22 protein-coding genes are annotated in these 22,135 nt (G+C 53.9%); 8 read left to right on the forward strand and 14 right to left on the reverse strand.

What is annotated here, in order from left to right:
- Nucleotides 1-53 precede the first annotated feature (53 nt).
- The gene (locus ACR02O_RS11100) at nt 54-956 is read left to right on the forward strand and encodes a MerR family transcriptional regulator (protein WP_494523392.1); all 903 of its coding nucleotides are present in this window, start codon (nt 54-56) and stop codon (nt 954-956) included.
- 299 nt (nt 957-1,255) lie between these two features.
- Nucleotides 1,256-2,065 carry a bestrophin-like domain gene (locus tag ACR02O_RS11105; protein WP_494523393.1) on the forward strand — a complete coding sequence of 270 codons (810 nt, stop codon included), beginning with the start codon at nt 1,256-1,258 and terminating at the stop codon, nt 2,063-2,065.
- A gap of 134 nt (nt 2,066-2,199) precedes the next feature.
- Here ACR02O_RS11105 and ACR02O_RS11110 read toward each other — a convergent pair whose 3' ends face one another.
- Together ACR02O_RS11110 and ACR02O_RS11115 are read right to left on the reverse strand one after the other, a co-directional pair.
- Nucleotides 2,200-2,433, reverse strand: coding sequence for a VF530 family protein (locus ACR02O_RS11110; protein ID WP_458137171.1), 234 nt, complete (start codon nt 2,431-2,433; stop codon nt 2,200-2,202).
- Nucleotides 2,426-2,689 carry an RNA recognition motif domain-containing protein gene (locus ACR02O_RS11115; protein ID WP_033156691.1) on the reverse strand — a complete coding sequence of 88 codons (264 nt, stop codon included), beginning with the start codon at nt 2,687-2,689 and terminating at the stop codon, nt 2,426-2,428. Before ACR02O_RS11115 ends, ACR02O_RS11110 begins: the two co-directional genes overlap by 8 nt.
- A gap of 255 nt (nt 2,690-2,944) precedes the next feature.
- On the opposite strand from ACR02O_RS11115, the gene ACR02O_RS11120 reads away from it, so the two are divergent.
- The 6 genes from ACR02O_RS11120 (at nt 2,945) to ACR02O_RS11145 (ending at nt 8,310) form a co-directional block, all read left to right on the forward strand.
- Nucleotides 2,945-3,352 carry a DUF2750 domain-containing protein gene (locus ACR02O_RS11120; protein ID WP_240348278.1) on the forward strand — a complete coding sequence of 136 codons (408 nt, stop codon included), beginning with the start codon at nt 2,945-2,947 and terminating at the stop codon, nt 3,350-3,352.
- Between the two features lie 181 nt (nt 3,353-3,533).
- On the forward strand, nt 3,534-5,219 hold the full coding sequence (locus ACR02O_RS11125) for a copper resistance system multicopper oxidase (protein ID WP_458137172.1): 1,686 nt from the start codon (nt 3,534-3,536) through the stop codon (nt 5,217-5,219).
- On the forward strand, nt 5,206-5,901 hold the full coding sequence (locus tag ACR02O_RS11130; RefSeq protein WP_458137173.1) for a copper resistance protein B: 696 nt from the start codon (nt 5,206-5,208) through the stop codon (nt 5,899-5,901). Before ACR02O_RS11125 ends, ACR02O_RS11130 begins: the two co-directional genes overlap by 14 nt.
- A gap of 66 nt (nt 5,902-5,967) precedes the next feature.
- Nucleotides 5,968-7,029, forward strand: coding sequence for a dual-specificity RNA methyltransferase RlmN (gene rlmN / locus ACR02O_RS11135; RefSeq protein ID WP_225893079.1), 1,062 nt, complete (start codon nt 5,968-5,970; stop codon nt 7,027-7,029).
- A gap of 37 nt (nt 7,030-7,066) precedes the next feature.
- A complete protein-coding gene (locus tag ACR02O_RS11140; RefSeq protein ID WP_033156690.1) occupies nt 7,067-7,621 on the forward strand; it encodes a cyclin-dependent kinase inhibitor 3 family protein in 555 nt (184 codons plus the stop codon).
- 14 nt (nt 7,622-7,635) lie between these two features.
- Nucleotides 7,636-8,310, forward strand: a complete 675-nt coding sequence (locus ACR02O_RS11145) for a hypothetical protein (RefSeq protein ID WP_033156689.1) — start codon at nt 7,636-7,638, stop codon at nt 8,308-8,310.
- A 118-nt stretch (nt 8,311-8,428) separates the two neighbouring features.
- On the opposite strand, the gene ACR02O_RS11150 is transcribed toward ACR02O_RS11145, so the two are convergent.
- The 12 genes from ACR02O_RS11150 to ACR02O_RS11205 form a co-directional block, all read right to left on the reverse strand.
- Nucleotides 8,429-9,862, reverse strand: coding sequence for an aminotransferase-like domain-containing protein (locus ACR02O_RS11150; RefSeq protein WP_494523394.1), 1,434 nt, complete (start codon nt 9,860-9,862; stop codon nt 8,429-8,431).
- Between the two features lie 117 nt (nt 9,863-9,979).
- Nucleotides 9,980-11,251 carry an MSMEG_0569 family flavin-dependent oxidoreductase gene (locus ACR02O_RS11155; RefSeq protein ID WP_494523395.1) on the reverse strand — a complete coding sequence of 424 codons (1,272 nt, stop codon included), beginning with the start codon at nt 11,249-11,251 and terminating at the stop codon, nt 9,980-9,982.
- A gap of 55 nt (nt 11,252-11,306) precedes the next feature.
- Nucleotides 11,307-11,594 (reverse strand): MSMEG_0570 family nitrogen starvation response protein, encoded by a 288-nt coding sequence (locus ACR02O_RS11160; RefSeq protein ID WP_494523396.1) that lies wholly within the window; start codon nt 11,592-11,594, stop codon nt 11,307-11,309.
- The gene (locus tag ACR02O_RS11165) at nt 11,518-12,762 is read right to left on the reverse strand and encodes an MSMEG_0565 family glycosyltransferase (protein ID WP_494523397.1); all 1,245 of its coding nucleotides are present in this window, start codon (nt 12,760-12,762) and stop codon (nt 11,518-11,520) included. Before ACR02O_RS11165 ends, ACR02O_RS11160 begins: the two co-directional genes overlap by 77 nt.
- 2 nt (nt 12,763-12,764) lie before the next feature.
- A complete protein-coding gene (locus tag ACR02O_RS11170) occupies nt 12,765-13,838 on the reverse strand; it encodes a sll0787 family AIR synthase-like protein (RefSeq protein ID WP_494523398.1) in 1,074 nt (357 codons plus the stop codon).
- Nucleotides 13,835-14,377 carry an MSMEG_0567/Sll0786 family nitrogen starvation N-acetyltransferase gene (locus tag ACR02O_RS11175; protein ID WP_494523399.1) on the reverse strand — a complete coding sequence of 181 codons (543 nt, stop codon included), beginning with the start codon at nt 14,375-14,377 and terminating at the stop codon, nt 13,835-13,837. The genes ACR02O_RS11170 and ACR02O_RS11175 overlap by 4 nt, the downstream gene beginning before the upstream one ends.
- Before the next feature lies 1 nt (nt 14,378).
- Complete coding sequence (locus ACR02O_RS11180; RefSeq protein WP_174843450.1) at nt 14,379-15,491, reverse strand: MSMEG_0568 family radical SAM protein; 1,113 nt, start codon at nt 15,489-15,491, stop codon at nt 14,379-14,381.
- Nucleotides 15,469-16,464, reverse strand: coding sequence for a Nit6803 family nitrilase (locus ACR02O_RS11185; RefSeq protein ID WP_494523400.1), 996 nt, complete (start codon nt 16,462-16,464; stop codon nt 15,469-15,471). Before ACR02O_RS11185 ends, ACR02O_RS11180 begins: the two co-directional genes overlap by 23 nt.
- Nucleotides 16,465-16,619: 155 nt before the next feature.
- Nucleotides 16,620-17,102 carry an MSMEG_0572/Sll0783 family nitrogen starvation response protein gene (locus ACR02O_RS11190; RefSeq protein ID WP_033156682.1) on the reverse strand — a complete coding sequence of 161 codons (483 nt, stop codon included), beginning with the start codon at nt 17,100-17,102 and terminating at the stop codon, nt 16,620-16,622.
- Between the two features lie 358 nt (nt 17,103-17,460).
- Nucleotides 17,461-17,985: a hypothetical protein gene (locus tag ACR02O_RS11195; RefSeq protein WP_033156681.1), complete on the reverse strand. Its 525-nt coding sequence runs from the start codon at nt 17,983-17,985 to the stop codon at nt 17,461-17,463.
- Between the two features lie 192 nt (nt 17,986-18,177).
- The gene (locus ACR02O_RS11200; RefSeq protein ID WP_494523401.1) at nt 18,178-19,674 is read right to left on the reverse strand and encodes a PepSY domain-containing protein; all 1,497 of its coding nucleotides are present in this window, start codon (nt 19,672-19,674) and stop codon (nt 18,178-18,180) included.
- Nucleotides 19,674-22,025 carry a TonB-dependent receptor gene (locus ACR02O_RS11205; RefSeq protein ID WP_494523402.1) on the reverse strand — a complete coding sequence of 784 codons (2,352 nt, stop codon included), beginning with the start codon at nt 22,023-22,025 and terminating at the stop codon, nt 19,674-19,676. The genes ACR02O_RS11200 and ACR02O_RS11205 overlap by 1 nt, the downstream gene beginning before the upstream one ends.
- Between the last annotated feature and the right edge of the window lie 110 nt (nt 22,026-22,135).

Here is a 22,135-nt window from a genome sequence, read left to right on the forward strand (position 1 = left end):
CTTACTAGAATGTAGAATGTTTGTCAAAGTATTTTCTATACAAAAGTTGAACAATGTACTCAATTAAAGCGATTACCTCCTTAACCGGATTAACAGCGGAAACACTAAGAGCCTGGGAACGTCGCTACGCCTGCATCATGCCGGCGCGGAACAGCACGGGTCGGCGTTTCTATTCGCAACAGGATTTGGAAAAATTGACGCTATTGGTCAATCTGACCCGAAAGGGCCATCCTATCGGCAAGCTGGCGACCTTGGACAACCAGCAACTACAAGACTTTCAGAAGCAAGTCAGCGTACAACCGGCGAAAGAACAATCGCCGCTATTGGTGCAGATCATCGATTCGTTGAAGCAATACAGAATCGAACGCTGCGAACAGTTGCTGAAGAAGGCTCTGATTGCTGCCGAGCCCTTGGACTACGCCAGAGACATTTTGTTGCCTGCCTTGCAAACAGTGGGCGAACTTTGGCATGACGGAAAGTTGAACATCGCCCAGGAACACATGTTTTCCAGCTGTATCAAGCGGATTGTGTTGAGCATGGTCAACAATTTGCACCACCACTCAAAAAACAATCCGGGCATGCTGTTCGCCACGCCGAGCGGCGATCCGCACGAGTTTGGCATATTGGTGAGCTGCCTAATTGCCGCTAACCAGGGATACAACTGTTACTACTTGGGTGCCGATCTGCCAGCCAAAGATATTATCGAGGCTTGTCAGCATTTGAAGCCGGACGTCATAGTCATGGGCTTGGTCAAGACGCCGCCGGAGCAAGTGACCCTTGACGAAGTACAGCTGATCATAGATTCGGTCAGCAGTGAGCCCACCCAGGTATGGTTGGGCGGCAGCGGCGCTTATTTTTATTACACGCAATTGCAAAATGATTTAAGCCACTGCGAGTTGATTACCGATATTGATCATTTCAACGCCAAGGCCCAGCAACAGCAGTTGTCCAACTGAATGATAGGTTAAACTCGGGCAGCGGACTCGCGAGGCTGCTTACCGAGCTTGGCTTGGGCCTTAATCTCTGAGTCTTTCGGCTGCGCTCAGGAGAGCCTTGTCGAAAGACATGTCAGATCAGGCGTCGACAGATTCAGCCCCAACAACGGTGTACCCGTGTGAAACAAGGCCGAATTAATAGCTGAAGAACTTTGCGCTTCCGGCATATGCCGGAATGACAAATTTTCACCTGTCCTCCATAATCAAGCCACGGCAAGTTTGCCCAAATTTCCTGTCAGTTGCTTTTGCCAATTCAAATCATGAACGAGATTACTTACGACATCGATAGTTTACTGATCGCCTGTGTGTTGCTGGGATCAATGGCGCTCACTATCGAACTGGGTTATCGCTTGGGTTTAAAAATTAACCCTAAGGTGGATGATAATTTCAAAGCCCATGTCAATTCGATCTCCGGGTCTTTACTCGGCATTCTGGCATTGCTGCTGGGGTTTACCTTCTCCTTGTCCTTACAGCGCTACGATAGTCGCAGCGAGGCGGTGGTCGACGAAGCCAATGCTATCGGCACTGCTTATTTGCGCGCGCAATTATTGCCGAAGCCGGTCAGTGCAGAAGTCAGCAGCTTAATACGCAACTACCTGGATTTGCGGGTAAGAACCGGCACTGTCGATCTCACTCAGCGTGGGCAGAGGGAAGCGCTGATCGCGGAGGCCGGACGCATGCAAACGAAGCTTTGGGATTACGCCCGGCAAGTGAATGAACAGGCACCCAGTCCGGTGACCACCGGTTTGTTTATCCCCGCCTTGAACGATTTGATCGATAATTTTGGCAAACGCGATGCCGAGGTGAAGCGGCATGTACCCGAGTTGGTGCTGGCCCTGTTGTACGTCACCTTTGTCATGAGCGGAGCATTGGTGGGTTATACCAACGGTCTGGCCGGACATCGCACATCGTTCGTCACTTACATCATGGTCTGGCTGATTGTGGTCATGGTGTTCATTATTCTGGATTTGGACCGGCCGTATCGGGGCGTAATCCGGGTAAGCCAGCAGAGCATGATCGATTTACAGACTGCTATTCGCGATGATGGCGGTGCCGAGAGCCGGCGTTAGCAGTTTTTAACAGCAGGATACTTTCCAGGTTTCCCGGTCCATCAGTATGGTCGCGTCGCCGGCAATCGTTTTTAACCACAAAGACTTGCACGTCTGGTTGCCCTGGGCCAATAAGGCCGCATCCGCATAGCGCGCTAATCTTGAGTTTTTGTCCACGAACTCTGCAAATAAAGCGCCTCAACCTTTTGCCTCGCCCACGGCGTTTTACGCAAAAACTTCAGACTGGAACTAATACTGGGGTCTTTGGCAAAGCAGTTGATGTCGATATGGCTGGCCAATTCTGCCCAGCCGTATTTTTCTACCAAACGGTTCAGCAGGTTTTCCAGCGTGATGCCATGCAATGGATCTTGCTTGCCGGTTTTAGTCATCGGCAGCTTCGCCAGCGTTGGTTTCGGCCTTTTTCACGCGAATCCGGTTGCCGTCCATTTCCAGACCATTCAGGGTTTTGATGGCGGCCTTGGCTTCGCCGGCTTTGGGCATCTCTACAAAGCCAAAACCTTTCGAGCTGTGAGTGTCTTTGTCCATCACCAGCGAACAGGACTGCACGCTGCCGTGTGCCGCGAACATGGCCCGCAATTCGGCTTCGGTGGTGGTGCGGGGAAGATTGCGTATCAGTAATTTCATAGGTTTACTTGTTTATGCTAAAGGCCCGCAACTATACAACTTATCGGATTAGGCTTTTTTGCTAAATACGCCCTGTGCGGCAATTGCTTGAGGTTTTGTCGTTTACGCGACAATCAATCGCTTAGTCAACGCGCGGCGATAGGGCTTTTTTGTGCGCAAACCCGACAATTCGCCGAGTTTGGCGGGCTAAATGGTGGCCGATTAGCGTGGTGCGATTATTGCTGCAAAGTGGTTTTCCATTACCGGATCGGTACTATGCGCTACGAACCCTACCAAGAAGAATATGATGCGGCTCAATCCATGAGCGACGAAGATCTGTTGGAATATTTTATGTATCGCATCGTCGAAATGGACGAAGTCTGGGGCTTGAAGGAAAGCCGGCAATGGATCTTGCGGGTGGTGGACGGCCACGAAACCTTGCCGGTCTGGCCGTACCGGCGTTACGCCGACGAGGCGGCGGTCGGCGAATGGGAAAACATGATAGGCGTGGCGGAAACGCTGGATTTTTTCATGTACCAAATCTTGAACAAGCTGACCGCACAGGGCGTATTAGTAGAAATCATGCCCCGAAAAGCGGCGGCCGGCTGTCTGATCAGTCCGCAACGCTTGTTTAGTTTTCTGGAAGGTATGCGCGATTCGCGCGACTTTGTGCTGGACGACTAAGTCCGTAATCCCAGTGTTGCCGCTCAGAAGTATCGATTCTTTTAAAAATGTTAGAGTAAACACCTGTTAACCGGTTTTTAGAGGTGTTATGCGTTATTGGGTATTTTCCCACCTTGTTAATCCGGCCCTTGAAGCAATCGATTTCGGCTGTCCAGGACATGAGGAGCGCAGGAAATTTAAGGTGCGGGTCGATAGATATGCTCTTGCATGGCTGGTGCTGGCAAATATGCTACCCAGCTTGACGCAGGCCGATGTTTATCGTTTGTCGATCTCGAAAAAATCGATCAATCTAATCGGCGAAACCCAGCAGGCCGTGCTGGCGGACGCTGCCTTGCCGGCGCCCACCTTGCATTGGCGGGAAGGCGAGGACGTGACCTTAGAGGTTACTAATCTACTCAAAGAATCCACTTCAATTCACTGGCACGGCATCATTCTGCCATATCAAATGGACGGCGTGCCGGGCATCAGTTTCGACGGCATTGAGCCGGGCCAGACTTTTACCTATCAATTTAAAGTCAAGCAAAGCGGCACCTACTGGTATCACGGCCATTCCGGCATGCAGGAGCAACAGGGCTTGTTTGGCGCGCTGATCATCGCCCCGCAACAGGAGCAGCAAACGGTGGATCGCGATTATGTGGTGATGCTGTCCGATTGGCCGCTTGCTGACCCGGAGCGGACCATGGCCCGCTTAAAAAAGCAAAGCGACTATTACAATTTTCAGCAGCGCACAGTGGGCGATTTCTTCGTCGATATTCAGCGCTTGGGTTTTTGGGAAACCGTAGCTGATCGGCTGGCCTGGGGCGAAATGCGTATGGAGCCTACCGATCTGGCCGACGTGACCGGCGCCAATTACCGGTTTTTGATCAACGGCCAAACCGCGGAAGCGAAACCGCACTATCTGTTCAAGCCGGGCGAAACAGTGCGTTTGCGCTTTATCAACGCTTCGGCAATGACGCATTTTGATGTGCGTCTGCCGGGTCTGAAAATGACGGTGATTGCCGCAGACGGACAGGCGGTCAAGCCGGTTGATGTGGAGGAGTTTCGGATTGCCGTGGCGGAAACTTATGATGTATTGGTTCAGCCGCAAACCGAACAGGCTTACAGTATTTTTGCCGAAGCGATGGATCGCAGTGGTTATGCCAGTGCGACGTTGTCGCCGCGCGCCGATCTGCTCGCCGATCCGCCCAGCCTGCGACCCATGACTTTGTTGACCTTGGCGGACATGGGAGGCGAGCATGCCGGCCATTCTGCTCATCAGGTACCGGATGAATCCGCGGTCGCTGCGGAAGTTGGCCACTCGCACGCAGAGCACTCGCTTACACAAGATTCCACCATGATGGAGCACAGCGGGCATCAGCATGCCACTGCCGAGGCGCAGTCAAATCTACATGCTGGCCACACAATGCCAGTGGCTGATGCCAGCGATACCGCCAAACCGTTGAGCTATAGCCAGTTAATCGCCACGCAACCCAATCACGTGCTAATGGGGCCGCCGGACAGGGAAATCAAACTCAGGCTAACCGGCAATATGCAGCGCTATATCTGGTCGTTCGACGACACCAAGTTTGCAGATGCGGAGCCGATTCGGGTCAAATTTGGCGAGCGAATTCGTTTTACGTACGTGAACGAAACCATGATGAACCATCCCATCCATATCCACGGCCTTTGGCAGTACCTGGACAATGGTAACGGCATGTACAACCCGAAAAAACATGTGATCAACGTCAAGCCCGGCCAGACGGTCAGCGTCGATGTGCCGGCAGACGCGGAAGGCGAGTGGGCCTTTCATTGTCATTTGCTGTATCACATGGACACCGGCATGTTTCGTAAATTGATCGTGGAAAGGGCTGAGCATGAATATCCCTAATACCCTGTTCAGTGCGCGCAATCCCTGGCTTTGCTTGGCCTTATTCTGTTCCGTTGCTACTGCGCACGATAGCTCGATGATTTTTAATCATTTCAAGGCCGACAGATTGGAATACGAAGGTAATCAAGACTTGCATCTGTTCAAATGGGACGTGCAAAACTGGACCGGCACCGACGAAAATAAACTGTGGTTGAAATCAGAAGGCGATTATTCCGCCGATCAAAACATCTTTGGCCGCGCCGATTTACAGATCCTATACAGTCGCAATATCGACACGTTTTGGGACTTTCAAATCGGTGCGCGGCGGGCGATAGAACCGGAGCGCACGTTTGATGCGGTGATCGGCTTTCAAGGGCTGGCGCCGTATTTTATTGAAGTGGACAGTGCGATGTTCATTAACGAGAAAGGCAACGTGCTGGGGCGATTGACGCTGGGTTACGAAATGCTCTTGACCCAACGCCTGATTCTGCAACCGCGGGTGGAAGTGAATGTAGCGGCAGAAGATATAAAAAATCGCGGCGTCAAGGCGGGTATCACCGAGTTTGAAGCCGGCTTTCGCTTGCGTTACGAGATCGAACGCGAATTTGCGCCTTATCTGGGTATGGACTATGTTGAGGAAGAATCACTCCGCGAGCACCAACACAGTTTACGAGGTGTAGTGGGGGTGCGAGTGTGGTATTGAGGCGTTGCGGATCTGCGTACATTCGGAAAATAATACCCAATTTTCAAGCCTGCAGGGATAGGTAAAATGTCGGCATTGCCAGGAGAAGTTTTGAAACAATCTTTTTACGATTTGAATTATGCTGATTTAGAAGCCGTTATAAAGCAGAATGATTTAAATCAATCGGTAGCAGGTATTCTATTTAATTGGCATTATAAGAAAAAAGAAAGCATGCAATGCCGAGATAATATTTCAAAATCCTCATTGGCTTTTTTTGAAAAACATTTCGATTTTTCCTTGCCGGAAATCGATACCGTGCAACAGTCGTCAAAAGATCGAACAGTAAAATTTCTGTTTAAGCTCAAGGACAACCATAAAGTCGAAACTGTCCTTATTCCGTTTAACAACAAATATTCTATTTGCCTGTCATCGCAGGTTGGCTGCGCCATGAATTGCTCTTTTTGTTTTACCGGCGAACAAGGGCTTAAGCGGAATTTGACTACCAGTGAAATGGTTGGACAATTTCTGCAGGCTTGGCGTTGGTTGGCAAGCAACAGGCCAGGAGAAGAGCGGATTTTAAATATTGTTTTTATGGGGCAAGGCGAACCTTTACATAACTTTGACGCCGTTAAAAAAGCCTGTGAAATTTTTTTATCGCAACGTGGTACGTCAATTGGCGTGCAAAAGATTACGATTTCAACGGCCGGTTATATTCCCGGACTGAAAAGATGGCTCCAGGAAGTGCCCGGCGTGAACTTGGCCTTATCGCTGCATTCACCGTTCACTGAAAAAAGGAATGAACTTATTCCGATTAATAAAAAATATCCGCTCGCTGAGGTATTAACTTATATTGACGCCATACCTTTGCAAAAGAAACAATTTATTACTTATGAGTATATTCTGATAAAAGGTTTAAACGATACTGCGGATGATGCTAAAAAATTGGGCGCGTTACTGCAAGGCAAAAGGGCTTATATAAACTTAATTCCATTTAATGCTTTCCCTGGCTCACGTTACGAGAGTCCTGATCTGATTGAAGTCGAAAATTTTAAGGCAATTTTAGATACCTTTAGAATCCCGACCTTAATAAGAGGCACTAAAGGTGATGATGTATTAGCGGCATGCGGACAACTTAATTCTAAAAATTAAAAAACTCCTCCCTTCAATATTCCGGCAGGATAGCAATATGACAGCTGTACGGACCAGCCACACACATCCGCTGCAGATCGCAGAACTGCGTGCGAGTCCTGCGCATGGAAGGATCGGCATTACTTTCTGCCCCGGCAAGCACGACCACTTTGCTTACACGGGGGCCTGGGAGCGCGACCTCGGTATCGATTTGGATGCCATCGCTGCCTGGGGGGCAAAACTGGTGTTGACACTCGTCGAACCCGCAGAGCTTAAAGCCCTCAAGGTGCCGCAGATCGGGCATGAAATTCGCCGACGCGGCATCGAATGGCGCCATTTGCCGATTGCCGACTTTTCCGTGCCTACTCTGGCTTTCGAACAGCAGTGGGTCACACAAGGCCATGAGATCCGAGAGATGTTGCGCAGCGGCCAAGATGTGCTGGTACATTGCAAAGGCGGCTTGGGTCGGGCGGGCATGATCGCGGCGCGGCTGTTGGTGGAACTGGGCATGGACGCCGAAGAAGCGATCAATGCCGTTCGGCACGTGCGTAAGGGCGCCATCGAAACACCGGCGCAGCTTGCGCTGGTGCGTCGCACTAAACCCATCCCTTAAGCCGGCGCATAACGATGTGTGCCGATACTCCGACTATTGATACCACCACCCTGCAACGGATAGGCGGGCAATTGGGTAGCAATCCAGCAGGCATTTTTCAGGACAGTAACGGTCGACGCTACTACGTGAAAACACTGGAATCTGCGGCGCATGCGCGCAATGAGCTGATCGCAGCCGAGCTCTATCAACTGGCTGGAGCGCCCACTTTGACCTATGTGAGAACAATTGCGGCGGACCAGGTGGCGACAGAATGGGTCGAACTCACCAAAAAATGCATTGCTCATCTGAATGACAGCGAACGCAAACAGGCACGGTACTGGTTCGGTGTGCACGCCTGGACCGCCAACTGGGATGTCGCCGGCTACAATGGCGATAACCAAGGTGTTGCCGGTGGCAAAGTGCTGACATTGGATGTGGGCGGCGCATTGGCCTTTCGGGCTCAGGGCGATCCGAAAGGCAAAGCATTCGGTACCTGCGTCGACGAACTGGAGCTGTTGCGCCGCGATACCGATAACCCGCACGCCGTCAAACTCTTTGCCGAGATGAGCGCCGACGACATCAAGCAGGCCATAAACGTGGTGTTACGGATTCCGGACGAGAAAATCCGCCAAGTCATTCTTGACAGCGGCGGTACCCTGGCCTTGGCTGACAAAATGATTGCACGCAAAGCCGATATGGCAGGGCGCTAGTCTGTTTGTGTGGCAGCGCTAATGGATTGGTTACGAGCGGCAAAAACCCGCCGGTCGCGGTCAACATCCAATTTCATTAGCTAAGACAACTATACCCACGTTATCAAATTAACTGCAGTCACTGGGGATTTTGTGCCAGCAAATCCCCAGCAATATCGCCCAACTTCTTCAACGCCTTTTCTACCCTGTCGTTCCAAGGCACGGCGCAACTCAAGCGAATGAAATTGCCGTATTTCTTTTGCGTGGCCGAGAATAAGGGGCCGGGAGCGATGATGATATTTTCCTGGCTGGCCCGGCGGTGCAGTGCCATGGCATCGACGCCGGCCGGCAGTTCCACCCACAAGGCAAAGCCGCCTTCGGGCTGGGTTACTCGCGTGCCTTCCGGGAATAACAGGCTGACCGCGTTCACCGCCAACGCCACGTTGCGGGCATAGTCCTGACGCACATGCCGCAGGTAGCGGTCGTAACCGCCTTGCTCCAACATCTGCGCGACTATCAATTGGTTCAGGGTTGGCACGGCCTGATGCTGCATGTATTTCAGGTTTTCCACCCGTGCCATATAGCGGCCCGGCACCAGCCAGCCCACCCGCAAGCCTGGCGACAGGGTCTTGGCGAAGGAGTTGCAATACAACACCTGGCCGTTTCGGCTCCAGGCTTTGCAGACCGAAGGCCGCCGCAAGCCAAAGCCCAGGTCGCCGTAGACGTCATCCTCGACCAGAGGAATCTGATGTCGTTCCAGCAAGGCCACCAAGGCTTGCTTACGTGCGTCGCTCATACAGGAACCGAGCGGATTGTTGTAATTGGAGACGATTAAACAGGCTTTGATCGGCCATTGCTCGATAGCCATTTGCAAAGCATCCAGCGACAAGCCGTCGCGCGGATGCGTAGGAATTTCCAGAGCCTCCATGCCGCAGGATTCGATGACTTGCAATAAGCCGTAAAAGGTTGGCGATTCGATGGCGATCAAGTCGCCGGGTTCGCAAATAGCCATTAACGCCAGCCTGACCGCTTCGCGCGCGCCGTGGGTCACCACAATGTCGTCCGGGCTATCGGCGCATTGCAGTTCCACCATGCGCTTGGCGATTTGCCGGCGTAGTTCCTGACTACCCAGCAATTCGTCGGCGTCGAAACAGCGTTTGCCAAAGCTGCGCGCCACCTTGCCGGTCGCTTGTTGCAGCGCATGAGTGGGCAAGAAATCGGCATGCGGCACCGACGAACCCAGGTTGATCTGATAAGGGTCCTTGGCAGCGCGGAGGATTTGCCGGGTCAGCGATTGGCCGGTGACCTTGGCTGGCGTCACCGGCGCATCGGAAACTTGCGGTTCCACAATCGCCTGCCGGCGAAAGCTGCTGACATAGTAACCGGAACGCAGGCGCGCCTGAATCCTGCCGCTGTCTTCCAACATCCGATAGGCTTCCAGTGCGGTTGAGATGCTGACATGCAATTGCTGGCTTAACTTCCTGACGCCGGGCAGTTTTTCGCCCGGCTTGTAAACACCCTGCTCGATATGCGCAATCACCGTATCCGCGACGGTTTCGTACAAGTGTTTCATGATTTTATCCAGGTTAAGCCATGCATTTGTACCGAGCATCCACTCGTTTTAGTTCGATCAGCAAGCCGCATTATAGAGCCAACTCTAAGCCTACCTTGCCGCACCGATAGCCAACGATTAAATCTCTACCACCGTCTTAACCGCCAATTTACGCTGAATCACATCCGCCAAATACTCGGCATCGTCGGCAATCCCCAGGAACCGTCCGGAACCCCAAGTATGCAACCAGGGCAAACCAATAAAATACAGACCGTCCACGTTGCTGACGCCGCGATCATATTGCGGGAAGCCGCGGCCATCGAAGGCAGACAGTTCTATCCAGCGGTAGTTTGGTCTAAAGCCAATGGCCCAGATGATGCTGGTGATGTTTTCGGCGTCGGCGTCGATGCGGGTAGGATCGAACTCGGGTTCCCATACTTTGCGGAACGGCGGTTCTACCGGCGCATTGATATTATTCTCGGCGATGTAACGGTCGATGTCATTGCGGATGTTGACGTAGATTTCGTCGGCATCGTCCAGGTTTTTGGTCAAGTCGGGTAAAAATTCCAATAGGCTGCCGTCGATATTGGCCATGCTGCCGTAAAGTTTCACGCCTTCCAAGGCAAACCGGCGCAAATCGATTTCGTGACCACCGCTACGCCCGGTTAGATAGTGATTGGTTTTATGTTTGGCTTCGTCGCCCAGGGGATGGCGGTCTATGGTCAATTGATAAAAACCCAGGTCAAACAACCATTCCGTGGTCTCGCGGCCGCGATACATACGCGGCGAACGCGGGGCGCTACCAACTGCCAGATGCACCTTGCGGCCGGCCAGATGCAGGTCTTCCATTAACTGCACGCCGGATTGGCCGCTGCCGACCACCAGCACTTCACCGTCGGGCAATTGCTCCGGATTGCGGTAGTTGACCGAATGAATCTGGGTGATGTGTTTGGGCAGACTGTGAGCGTAGTCGGGCACGATGGGAATATCGTAGCCGCCGGTTGCTACCACGACATGGTCGGCGGAAAACTCGCCAGCCGAGGTGCTGAGTTGCAATTGGCCTTCTTCGCCACGCCTGACCCGATTGACTGTCACGCCTTCCATAATCGGTGGATTCACTTTTTTGGCAAATGCTTCGATATAGTCGACGATTTCGTCTTTCAGCATAAAGCCCTGCGGATCGTCGCCTTGATAGGGAAAGTCCGGCAGTCGGCATTGCCAGTTTGGGGTGACCAAACAAAAACTGTCCCAGCGGTCGTTGCGCCAGGAGTGGCCAATGCGGTTTTTTTCGAAGATGATGTGGTCGATGCCGTGTTTTTGCAGATGGTAACTGACGGACAAACCGGCCTGACCACCGCCGACGATAATCGTGTCATAGTGCAGGCGGGTATTTTCTGATTTTTGTTTCATGACGTCCTCGTTTTGGTTTTTTGCTATTCGCGTTGAGTGGGTGTGCTGTATTGGTCTATTCGATGAACTCGGTCACGCTGACCTGGGGATCGTCGCTATCCAAAAATTGGCTGGCCTTGGCTTCGATTTCCGCCAGTTGGCTCATCGCGCTGGAACAGGTGTAACCGTATTTCTGCCGCACCCGTTCGCTGGCTATTTCCAGCGCTTCGCGGCTGTACTCGACGAATGCCGGCAAGGGATAACTTTGTCCGGGTTGGAAATAATCCTTAATCACCAGTGACGGCGAATAACACAGGCTTTCGGTTTGGTCCGGCCAGCGGACGCGGAAGCGCATTTCGGGCATGTTGAGTTCCTTTGGCGTTGATGAGTGAACGGTAAATTTCAAGATGGGTATTGGCCGACTGCGGCCAGGAAAACTCGCTGCTTAAACGCTGGGCGATTGTTGGCAAGCGAGCCTTGGGAAAATCATCGATGGCGGTTTTCATTGCAATCGAGATCGCGGCGCTATCTTCCGGATCGGTCCAGATGCAGTCCTGATCTTGCAAATAATCGGTAAACGGCGGCCGCAGCGAAATGATCGCCGGCGTGCCGGAGAGAATGGCCTCCAGCACCACTAGGCCAAAGCCTTCGGTCAATGATGGAAACACCAGTGCGTCAGCCAGACGAAACAAACTCGGCATGTCGGCATCGGGCAATGGGCCGGTGATTATCAATGGTTGGCCGGGGCCATCCTGAATACCGCTCTCAGAAACAGCGGCATTGAAGCGCTGGCGATACTCATCATGATTTAACAAACTGGCACCGCCGACGATGATCAACTGGGCGTTCGGGCGTTGTTGCAAAACTTCGTGGAATGCGGCGAAGATGCGTAAAGTATTTTTGCGCGCCTCTATGCCGCCGACCGCCAGGAAAATCGGCCCGCCACGGGTCAAACCTAGCGACTGGCGCAGAGTTGCGTCATGAGCTTGCGGCGTGGGCGAATAGCGTTGCACATCGACGCCGTTATTGACTTGGGCGGCGGCAATCTGATGCTGCTTTTGCAACTTATCCTGCCAATCACGGCTGACGCATAAGACTTGTTGCGCAGCCACAAACGAGCGATTTTGCCAATTCGCCAATGAAGCGTCGTCGAAACTATCCAGATGATGCACGGTGCGGACAAAGCCATCGATGATGCCGCGTTGGCTAAGTTCGGCCATCGCGCAACCGCTGATAGCATCCTGGGCGTGGTAAATATCGAATCTGTCGGTAGCGGATTGGCTGAAGTAATCGATATAAGCCTGGATGCGCTGGCCGACGGTGGCGACCAAATCGCCGCTCAATCTGGTTAGCGGTATCAGGGTTGTCCGGCAGCGTACGGCGCGAAAGAATTTTTTGCCGGGTTCCGCAGCGGCGATCAAGGCCACGTCGTGCCCCAAATCCTGCAATGCTTCCGCCAATTGCATCGCATGCACCACGCCGCCGCGCGGGTTAACGGAATGGGTCAGCATGGCAATTCGTAGTCTTTGCATCGCTAATCCTGCCGGTTTGCGCCGCAGCCAATCAGGGCTTCGCTGTTTAAATCCCAGAGCAGTTGTTCTTCGGCGCCGGCTTTAAGCCGCAACTGACCACTGTCGTCAGTCTTGCCGATGGCCGCGCAAGCGATGCCGCGCAGGCTAAACAGTTCGATCACGTCGCCGGTGTCATGGGTATCGACGCTCAGCACGAAGCCGTAGCTGGGAAAGCAGCGCAACCATCTTTCCAAATCGATGTTGTCTGGACGCGGTATGGCGTTAATATCGATCACGCCGCCCAAACCGGAACATTCGAGCAGCATCAACAAGGTGCCGATTACGCCGGCATTGCTGATGTCCTTGGCGGCATCGCATAGGCCGGTTTCGGCCAGTGTCGGCAACACTTCCAAATCCTGGCGTAAGCGTTCGGGTGGCGCGCCGGTGCTGGCGTCCCACCACAAATAGGGTTCGCGAAAATGGCCGCGTAAATCGATGGCTGCCAGCAGTTGTTGTCCTGGTTTGGCGGCAAAACTGCTGAGCAATTTCTTGGCGCGGCCCAGAATGGCCACCGATAATTGCGGGCGGTCGTTACGCAAATTGCTGTGGCCTCCAACCACCGGCACGCCGTAGACTTGCGCGGCCGTTGCCATGCCTTCCAGTATCGGCTTGGCTTGGCCAGCGCCGTCGCTCCAGATCGCATCGACCACCGCGATTGGCCGGCCGCCCATCGCGTAAATATCGCTGACGTTGACCATCACGCCGCAGTAGCCGGCAAACCAGGGCTGGCTGGCGACGAAGTCATTCAGATAGCCTTCGCAAGCAAGCAATAAATAGCCGGCACCATCCGGAATGGCGGCGCAGTCGTCGCCTACCGGTACATCGTTCCCACGCTGTGCGTGGGAACGCAGACTGAACCGCTCAGCGGTTCGGGACGCTGGAGCGTCCGGGGCTAGGTTCCCACGGAGACCGTGGGAACAATAAATCTTCTCAGCGGAATGCGGCGATAAGTATTTCATCACCTGGGCAATATCGCGCTTATGCGCCAATCCCAAACCTTGGCGAATGTCGAGGCTCAAATCGGCCAGCCAACTCATGCCGCGATCCGACTGGTCGTTACAAAACCGATAGCGCCGTTGGCATAAGGCGGATACCAAGCCAGATCAGCTTGCATCAGATAATGCGGCCGCCCATGCACCGTGATTTCCTGTAACGATTTCCAGTGCAGCCGGCGGAACAGCAATTGGTTGCGGCTTTGCACCTGCGCCAGAAAGCGGGTGCAACCCTGGGCATGGGCGCTGGTAACCGCCAGTTTGATTAAAGCCGCGCCGAGACTACCTTGTTTGCGATAGTCTTGATCCACCGCCAACCTCGAGCCCCACCACACGCCGGGTTGTTCCTGATGAATACGCACGGTGCCGACAACGCGGTCCGGCAACCCGGCGATGTAGGCGATGGCGACGATAGGGATGGCGATGTGGTCGATGTCGTCCAGATCGTCGCCGGCGAAGAGTCCTTGTTCTTCACAGAACACGGCTTGGCGCAGCGCCCGCATTTGTTTGCGTTCCCAATCCTCGGTGACGAATTTGATCAGGTAAGCGTTGGCAAAATACGGTTTAAAGTCGTTGCTCCACATCTCACACCTCATAACTGGCCAGTGCCGAGCAGGCTGCGCATTTGGCGCAACCGGCTTTCATGTCTAGGGATAGCAGGTTTGCTTGCTTCAGCATCGCACCCAGTTGCGGCAGGATTTTCGCCATAAAGGCAGGCGTCGGTGCCGGATGGTTTGCCAAGGGGGTGCCGCTAATCGGCACGAAAGGCACCACGAACGGGTAAACGCCTTTGGCGATCAACTGCTCGGAAATCGACAGAATCGCTTCCGGCGTATCGCCCAAGCCCGCCAGAATATAGGTACTTACCTGGCCGCGACCGAACACCGCCACCGCGGCGTCGAACGCATCCATGTAACGGTCCAGCGGCACGCTGGCCTTGCCGGGCATGATGCGTTCACGCACTGCCGGCGTCACCGCTTCCAGATGCATGCCCAAACTATCGATGCCGCAAGCCTTCATGCGCTCAAACCAGATGTCGTCATCCGGCGGCTCGCATTGGCCTTGAATCGGCAGATCGACGACTGCCTTAACGGCTTCGGCACTCTCGCAGAGCAATGCCGCGCCTCTGTCGGTGAGATTCGGCGTGCCGGTGGTCATGACCATGTGTTTGACCTGATCCAGTTCGACCGCGGCTTTCGCGACCTCGGCCAATTGTTCAGGCGTTTTACGCAAGATAGTTTTGCCCGCCGCCAGCGACTGGCCGATGGCACAGAACTGGCAGGATGTTTTGCGGTTGCCGTATCGAATACAGGATTGCAGTAGTGTGGTCGCCAACACATCGGACGAATGCAGCGTGGCGATCTGCGAATACGGAATGCCGTCGGCAGTCTGTAAACCGTAAAAACGTGGCTGGCGCGGGAATTGAACGTGGCTGACCACAGCGCCATCGCGGCGAATCTCGCTGATACCGTTGACATCGGGCCGACTGGCGATGAACGGCGATTCGCAAGCCGACACGGTGGCGATCGGTATCATCACGGTTCGGCCGGCCAAGTTAATGGCTTTGTGATCGGAAGGCCCTGCACCGCCACGCCGTCCTGTGATGCCGACTTCGCTGCCTTCCAGGCGTAAGCCTAAGGATTGCAAATCGGCGATCAGCTCTGCCACGCCGACTTTAGTGTGTGCTGATAGCGTCATCGCGGTCGCTCTCCTGGATGGGGTGAGATGAAACGGCTGGCAGGTCGCTGAACATCGGTACCGCCGGCCTGTCAGCTATACGTAAACTAAGTAGTTCCGGCCGGGCGTAATGGCCGACCGAATCCATCATCCGTTTACGTTTGGTGACTAAATTCATATCCAGATCGGCGATCAGCATGCCTTCGCCTTCCCGTAACGGTTCGACAACATGCTGGCCTTCCGGCGAAATGATGGCGGTACAGCAACCGCCGCGCAGGGCTTTTTGCAAGGTTGGCTCGGTAGTGACCGCGTCGATTTGCTCATCGTTGAGCCAGCCGGTGGCGTTGATGACAAAGCAACCGGATTCCAGCGCATGGTGGCGAATCGTTACTTCAATTTGCTCGGCAAAAATGGGCCCGACCAGGGAGCCGGGAAACTGGCTGCAATGAATTTGTTCGTGCTGGGCCATCAAGGCGTAGCGAGCCAGCGGGTTGTAATGTTCCCAGCAGGCTAAGGCGCCGATGCGGCCGATGCCGGTTTCTACGACTTTTAAGCCCGAGGCATCGCCCTGGCCCCAGATCATGCGCTCGTGATAGGTCGGGGTGATCTTCCGGCGTTTTAATGCCAGACGGCCGGTTTCGTCGAAAATCAGTTGGGTGTTATACAGACTGCCGTGGTCGCGTTCATTAACCCCCAGCACCACGACGATGCCGTGCGCCTTGGCTTGCGCCGCGACCGCGTCTGTAATCGGTCCCGGTACCGTCGGCGCGTAATCGTAAAGCTTCAAATGCTCACGGCCCTGGGTGACCGGCGGCAGCACGAAGGAGAAGTAGGGGTAATAAGGCACGAAGGTTTCCGGGAACACCACGATTTGCGCGCCTTTCGCGGCGGCGTCGCTGATGGCCTGGCAAACTTTGTCGCCGGTGGCGGTGGCGGATTCGAACACCGGCGCAATCTGTATCGCCGCCGCTCTGACGATGTTGGGATTGGTCACTTTTTTCTCCTGTGGATGATCAACAAGCTCAAAACGTAGGTTGGGCTGAATGCAATGAAGCCCAACAATTTGATTTTGTTGGGTTACGCTACGCTAACCCAACCTACATTTTGGTTTTTACGACGCCCTCTCGATGAAGGGTTCGGCGTTACGGTTTATAAAGTCCAGGTATCCAGGATGAAGGCGTTGTCGCGCTGGTGCAGTAACACGATGTCTAACACGTCCAATGGGCTGATCGGACGGATGCCCGGCAACAGGCTGGGTTCGCCATGACCATACAGGGCTTGCAAGGCAAAGCGGCAGGCATAGACTTTGCCGCCTTCTTCGATGAATTTGGCAATCTGATTGGCGTAGTTTTGGTGGCCGGGAAATGATTCGTCGCCCAAACGCGGAAAGCCACGTTGCAGACCTAAGGTGACTCCCGGACCATACAGCAGAATGGAGGTTTCGAAGCCTTTGCGTTGCAAACGGGTTGCTTGTAGCAGATTGACGAAGCCAATTGATCCTTCAAAAGCGACGGTATGGAATTTGACCAAAGCTTTCTGGCCTGGCTCGGCTTTGACGTCTTCAAATACTTTTTCTTCGAAATCGACAAAACAATCGCCTTTTTGATGTGCCGGTGAGGTGACTGCGGGCATGAAGTTCTCCTGGATGTTAGTAAAAAATGCCCTGCATCGGCGGGATGGATGCAGGGAAGTATTTTTGGCCGCCAGCGTTGTCTGGTCGACGGTGAATACTTTACTAACCTCGGAAAAAGCCAAACAGATTCAGTTACTCGCCTAATTTTTAAGTACAGATTTAGTGAAATTAAATCTGTATGGCTTGAAAAAGCGCATAACTGTTATGGTGGCATTTCGCCAAATCATTCAATTTGCGAGCGAGCCAATCAACTCAGATCATATTTTTAGATCACTAACACCGGATCAGGCTGTCTAATTGGAAATGCGGCCAGGGGCAGCGGCGCGAAGCCTGTCACTTTGCTGTTCTGCGCAAATATCAGTTAGCTGCCGGCGGAAGCGCCGGATTGCCGGTTCTCTTCGCGGTAAACTCAACAGGCACATGTGCCGAATAACCGCCTTCGGTTTGCATCACAAATTTAATTTCATCGCCGGCTATTTTGCCTTGATACCGATGGATAGCCTGTTGTGTGGGGCCTGATCCCAGCGATTCCGAGGTTTTGGTGATAAAACGCAAGGTGCCTCCGGCGATCTCGCCTTCCAAAATGCCGTTTGGGCTGCCGGTAAATGTAGCGCTGCCATATAGCTGCGTATCGCTACCGGCGAAATCGAATCGCTCTTGATAATTAGCGTTCGGCCAGTCATAGCTGACTTGGGCTTGCCATAATCCGTTGATTGCCGGCCGCTGTTCTGCGCCGCTTAACAGATCTATTAGATTCCGGGTGGCGTTGGTAAACGTCGAAAGGCCAATAACCAGCGTGCTGACCGCAATCAACAATGACAGCAGCGGGTGGTTTCTAATCCGGGTATTGATTCTGTCCAAGCGGGTTCTTGAGTCGTTCATGGTTTTAGTATCCGTAGCATTTTGGCGTTTCGGTAGAAGGGGACTACCCAGCGAGGTTAAACGTGCCGACAGAATAAGCGTTTTGGCTGACGTTTTCTAACGGTTATCGACTAAGCCGATCAGGCTTGGGGAGAGCTGATAAGGGATGGGTGGCTCCCGTCTGTTTGGAAACGACGGTATGCGTGGGTTGGCTTAATGAATAGCCAGCTTGCGCTTCGCACGCCGCCAGCCGATGACGATACCGCTCGCGCTAATCAACAAGCCGCCGGTGCTGAATACTATCAACACAATATCCCAGACCGGCCGATTGTTCAGTAAAGGCAGCCAGTCCCAACTGTGTAAAAAGGCAAATAGCCAGCGGCTGACGCGCCTACCGGCATCGAGTTTACTGAAGTGACCGGTGTAGGGGTCGAGATGCAGCCAGGTGCTGTCGGCGTCGGCAAATTCCAAACGCAGGATAGGCAAACGTTTGTCGATGTGCCCGGTCATGGTATGCGCGGCGCGGCTGTAGTAGTAAAAATCGTATTCGTTTAACACGCTTTGCCTGGCAATTTTATTCGGAGCCATGAGCCGTTCGGCTGCGGTTTGCAGGGCCGGCCACTCGAATTTCTCGAAAACCCGGCTATCAGTCTGCGCCGTCTGGATACGGCTGCGGCCCTGACCATCAAAAGCAATGTAAAAACCTTGGCCGTTCAGTACGCGCCATTCGATTTCCCGCGGCTGAAACCCGGTATTTTGAAAACGCGCCAAGGCTTCCGCTGCGGACAACGGGAAATACTGCGGCGAAATGTCTCCGCCCATGTAGGTCTGGAGCTTGGGTTTGGCGGCGGTGGAGTCGAATATTTTCCACGGATTCATCGAAAATAAGCCACTGAGTATCCAAGTGAAGGCGATTACGCCAAAGCCCAATCCCAGCAGGTGATGCCACCGCATCCAGGCCTCGCGGTATGGGGTTTTTGTGCCATGTTTGTAACGGCCCTGAAAACGCCAACGCAGTATGCCAACGATTAGGCCAAGCAAACTTAATACCGAACCGGCCAGCGCGGTGTAAATGACAATGTCCGCCGCGTAACGATCCAAAGCGCCGCCGCGAAACGGATATAGCCAATGAATCCAGGCGCCCAGCCAGTTCCAGGTGCGTTCGTGGCGAGTGGCATCGCGCACCACTTCGCCGGTAGTGTTGGAAATATAAAGCAGCGTGGCTTGCTCGTCGGCCATTTGCACGCGGTGCAGCGGCCGATGTTCGTCCAGCGCTTTGGAATGCGTCCAGGCGTCTTCGTCGATGCGATCCAGATAATAGCCGTCAGCCGTCGCCAGAAAGCTGCCTGCTGACGCCAAAGCCTGGGCCGGCGTCACCTGATCGACACGGTTCCCGGTTTCGGCATCCACGGCGATTTGGGTTTTGCCGTAAGTAAATACATAACGCGGCGCGCCGGCCACGCTGGTCAAGCGCACGCTATCGGGGCTTTTGACTTGGCCGCCGGCTGCCATGGCTTGCGCCAGGCTGACCCGGCAATGCTCAGTAGCCAACTCAGATAAGCCGGCCAGCTTTTCCTGCGGCGTCAGTTTGGGGTAGCCGACATACATCATCACGACGCCGGATACGAACCACATGGCCATGAAACAGCACAAGGCTATACCCAGCCAACGGTGAACCAGATATAGATTGCGCTTTAGCCCGTTGAGCATTAAAAGTCTACTTTCAATTCCATCATGAAGGTACGCGGTGCGGCGACGAAAAATAACGGGGCGTTACCGCCGCTACCCCATTCGACGTATTGCTCGTCGGACAGGTTTTTAACCCGCGCGGTGACCGTGGCTTTTGGATTAAATTTCCAGGACAGTTGGGTATCGAATACCGCATAAGCCGGGGTTTTGATCAGGTTGGCGGTATCGACGAAACGGTCGCCGACGTAGCGCGAGCCAAAATTCCATTGCCAGTCGGCATCGAAATCCCAGGTCAGCCAGGCATTAGCCACCCATTTGGCGACATTGGCCGGCCGATTGCCTTTTCTTGAGACCGTGCTGGTGCCGACGGTTTCCAGGAATTTGTCGTACTGGGCATCGACGTAGGCCATGTTGCCTTGCACGCTCCATTCGTCGGTGAGTTGTACCCCGATATTGGCCTCTACACCGCCAGAGGACTGTGCGCCAATCGGTAACTGCCGATTTCGGTCCGTCGGATCGGTTATCGATAGATTTTTCCGTTCGATGTAATAGCCTGCCAGTGTCGCCGAGCCTTTGCCGTCCCAAAAATCGAATTTGGTACCCACCTCCGCTTGCCGGCCGGTGGTGAGATCGAAGTCTTGCAGCGCGGCGAAGGTGCCGGTGGTCAAAATGCCGGACGGCGGATCGGCTGCGGTGCTGTATTGTGCGTAGACGTTAAAGGTGGAGGTGATGTCGTACATCAACGCTGCCCGCCAAGTTACAGCCGTCCAGCGGCGGCCGAAAGCGGCGGGGCTGGTGGCGGTCGGAGGCACAAAGGAAGTACGTAAATTTTTCGCATCCAGACGAATATCGTCTACCCGCACGCCCGTGATCAAGTTTAAATCGGGCACCAGAGTCAGGCGGTTTTCGGCATAACCGGCGACGGTATACAGTTCGTTGCGGGCGTTGGAGATTGGCCCGGTGGCCAGAGGGTTGTCGTAGTAGGTGCCGGTGCTGAAATTGTATGGGTTAACGATACTGACGGTGCCTGTCGAGCTTTCCATGCTGGGTGCGCGGGTTTGCTTGTTGTAGGCAATGTCGACCCCGGCCGAAATTTTCGAAGGCAGGCTGAACCAATTACTGCTATGCACGATTTCGAATCGGTTGCCGACCAAGGCTTGATCGTGATTTACCGCAAACGATTTATTGCGGGTAATCAGCGAATTCGTGCTGTTCCAGTCGTAACCTTCTACGTTTAAATACTGGCGATCCGCTTTGTAATAGTAAAAGGTGTTTTTGAATTGGGTGTTATCGGACAGTTGATAGTCGACAATGTCGCGTAACCAAAACACCTGCTGATCAAATACCGAACCACTGGCGTTATAGTTTTTAAAGCGGGTGCCGGGGTCTATTTGGCCTTCGGTGGGCCCTAAACCGGCGGTACCCCAGGGGACTATTCTACCGTTGACGACCGGATTCAGCACCGGCGTGCCCCAGTAAGAATCGCGGTCTTCCATCTGATGCTCGAAGGCGATGGTGTGCGACAGTTTGGACGTAATGTCGCTTAACAAGGAAAACGACATCACGCCGGAATCGGCTTCCGTGTGGTCGATATAGCCTTCGGAACCCAAATAGCTGATGTCGGCTTGCAGCCAGTTATCGGTATTGCCGAGTTGGCCGTTGAAACCGTAGGACGCCCGGCGATTTAAGTATTCTCCCAGCGAAACTAAGCCGTGATGTTCATCCGGGCCGCGATGCGCAATTTTGCTGACATAGTTGACCGAGCCGCCTACTGCACCTTGGCCGTATAAAAATGTGGACGGCCCACCCAAGACTTCGACGCGATCAGTGAGCCAACTGTCGATGGGGCGGGCGGCCACGACATCATATTGCACGGTAATGCCGTTGAACAGCTGCGTGATTTGCGAACCGGTGAAACCCCGCATCGACACCGAGCCCGCCGAGCCGGGTTGCGACGATACGATTATGCCTGGGGCTCTTTCCAAGGCTTCCTGCGTAGTCTGCGCGCCGCGCTTTTCGAAAGTTGCCCGATCAATAATCGTGATCGAAGCCGGCGTTTCGCGAGGTGTCAGGCCCAGGCGGCTGCCGGTAGCGGCTTCGGTATCCAGTTGCGGTTTTTGGTTGGGTGGATTAAAGGGAGCCGTTCCCGCTACGGTGACTGTATCCAGTGTAGTGGTGGTGTCGCTGGTTTGGCTTTGGCTAGTGGTTCTGGCCGTTTTGGTTTTGCTGTTGGTCTCGCTGGTTTTTAGATCCTCGGTCGGCGATGGCTCGGCAGCGTGAGCGATGCCGTGCAGCGAAAACAGCAAGGCGGCGACGCCTGCTAGGTGGCCGGGTTGGGCAACTGGAAAATCCTGTAACTTGGTTTTTTTCATTGTTTTTATCAGGTATTTAGAAGTTAGAAGGCTTTTGGGTGGCAGCAATTAGTGTGCCGGGAACGGAAGTCCCAACACGGCGGGTGTTGCAGGGCATAAGGGCTGAGTTT

The sequence above is a fragment of the Methylomonas sp. PHL2-19 genome (assembly GCF_059331595.1).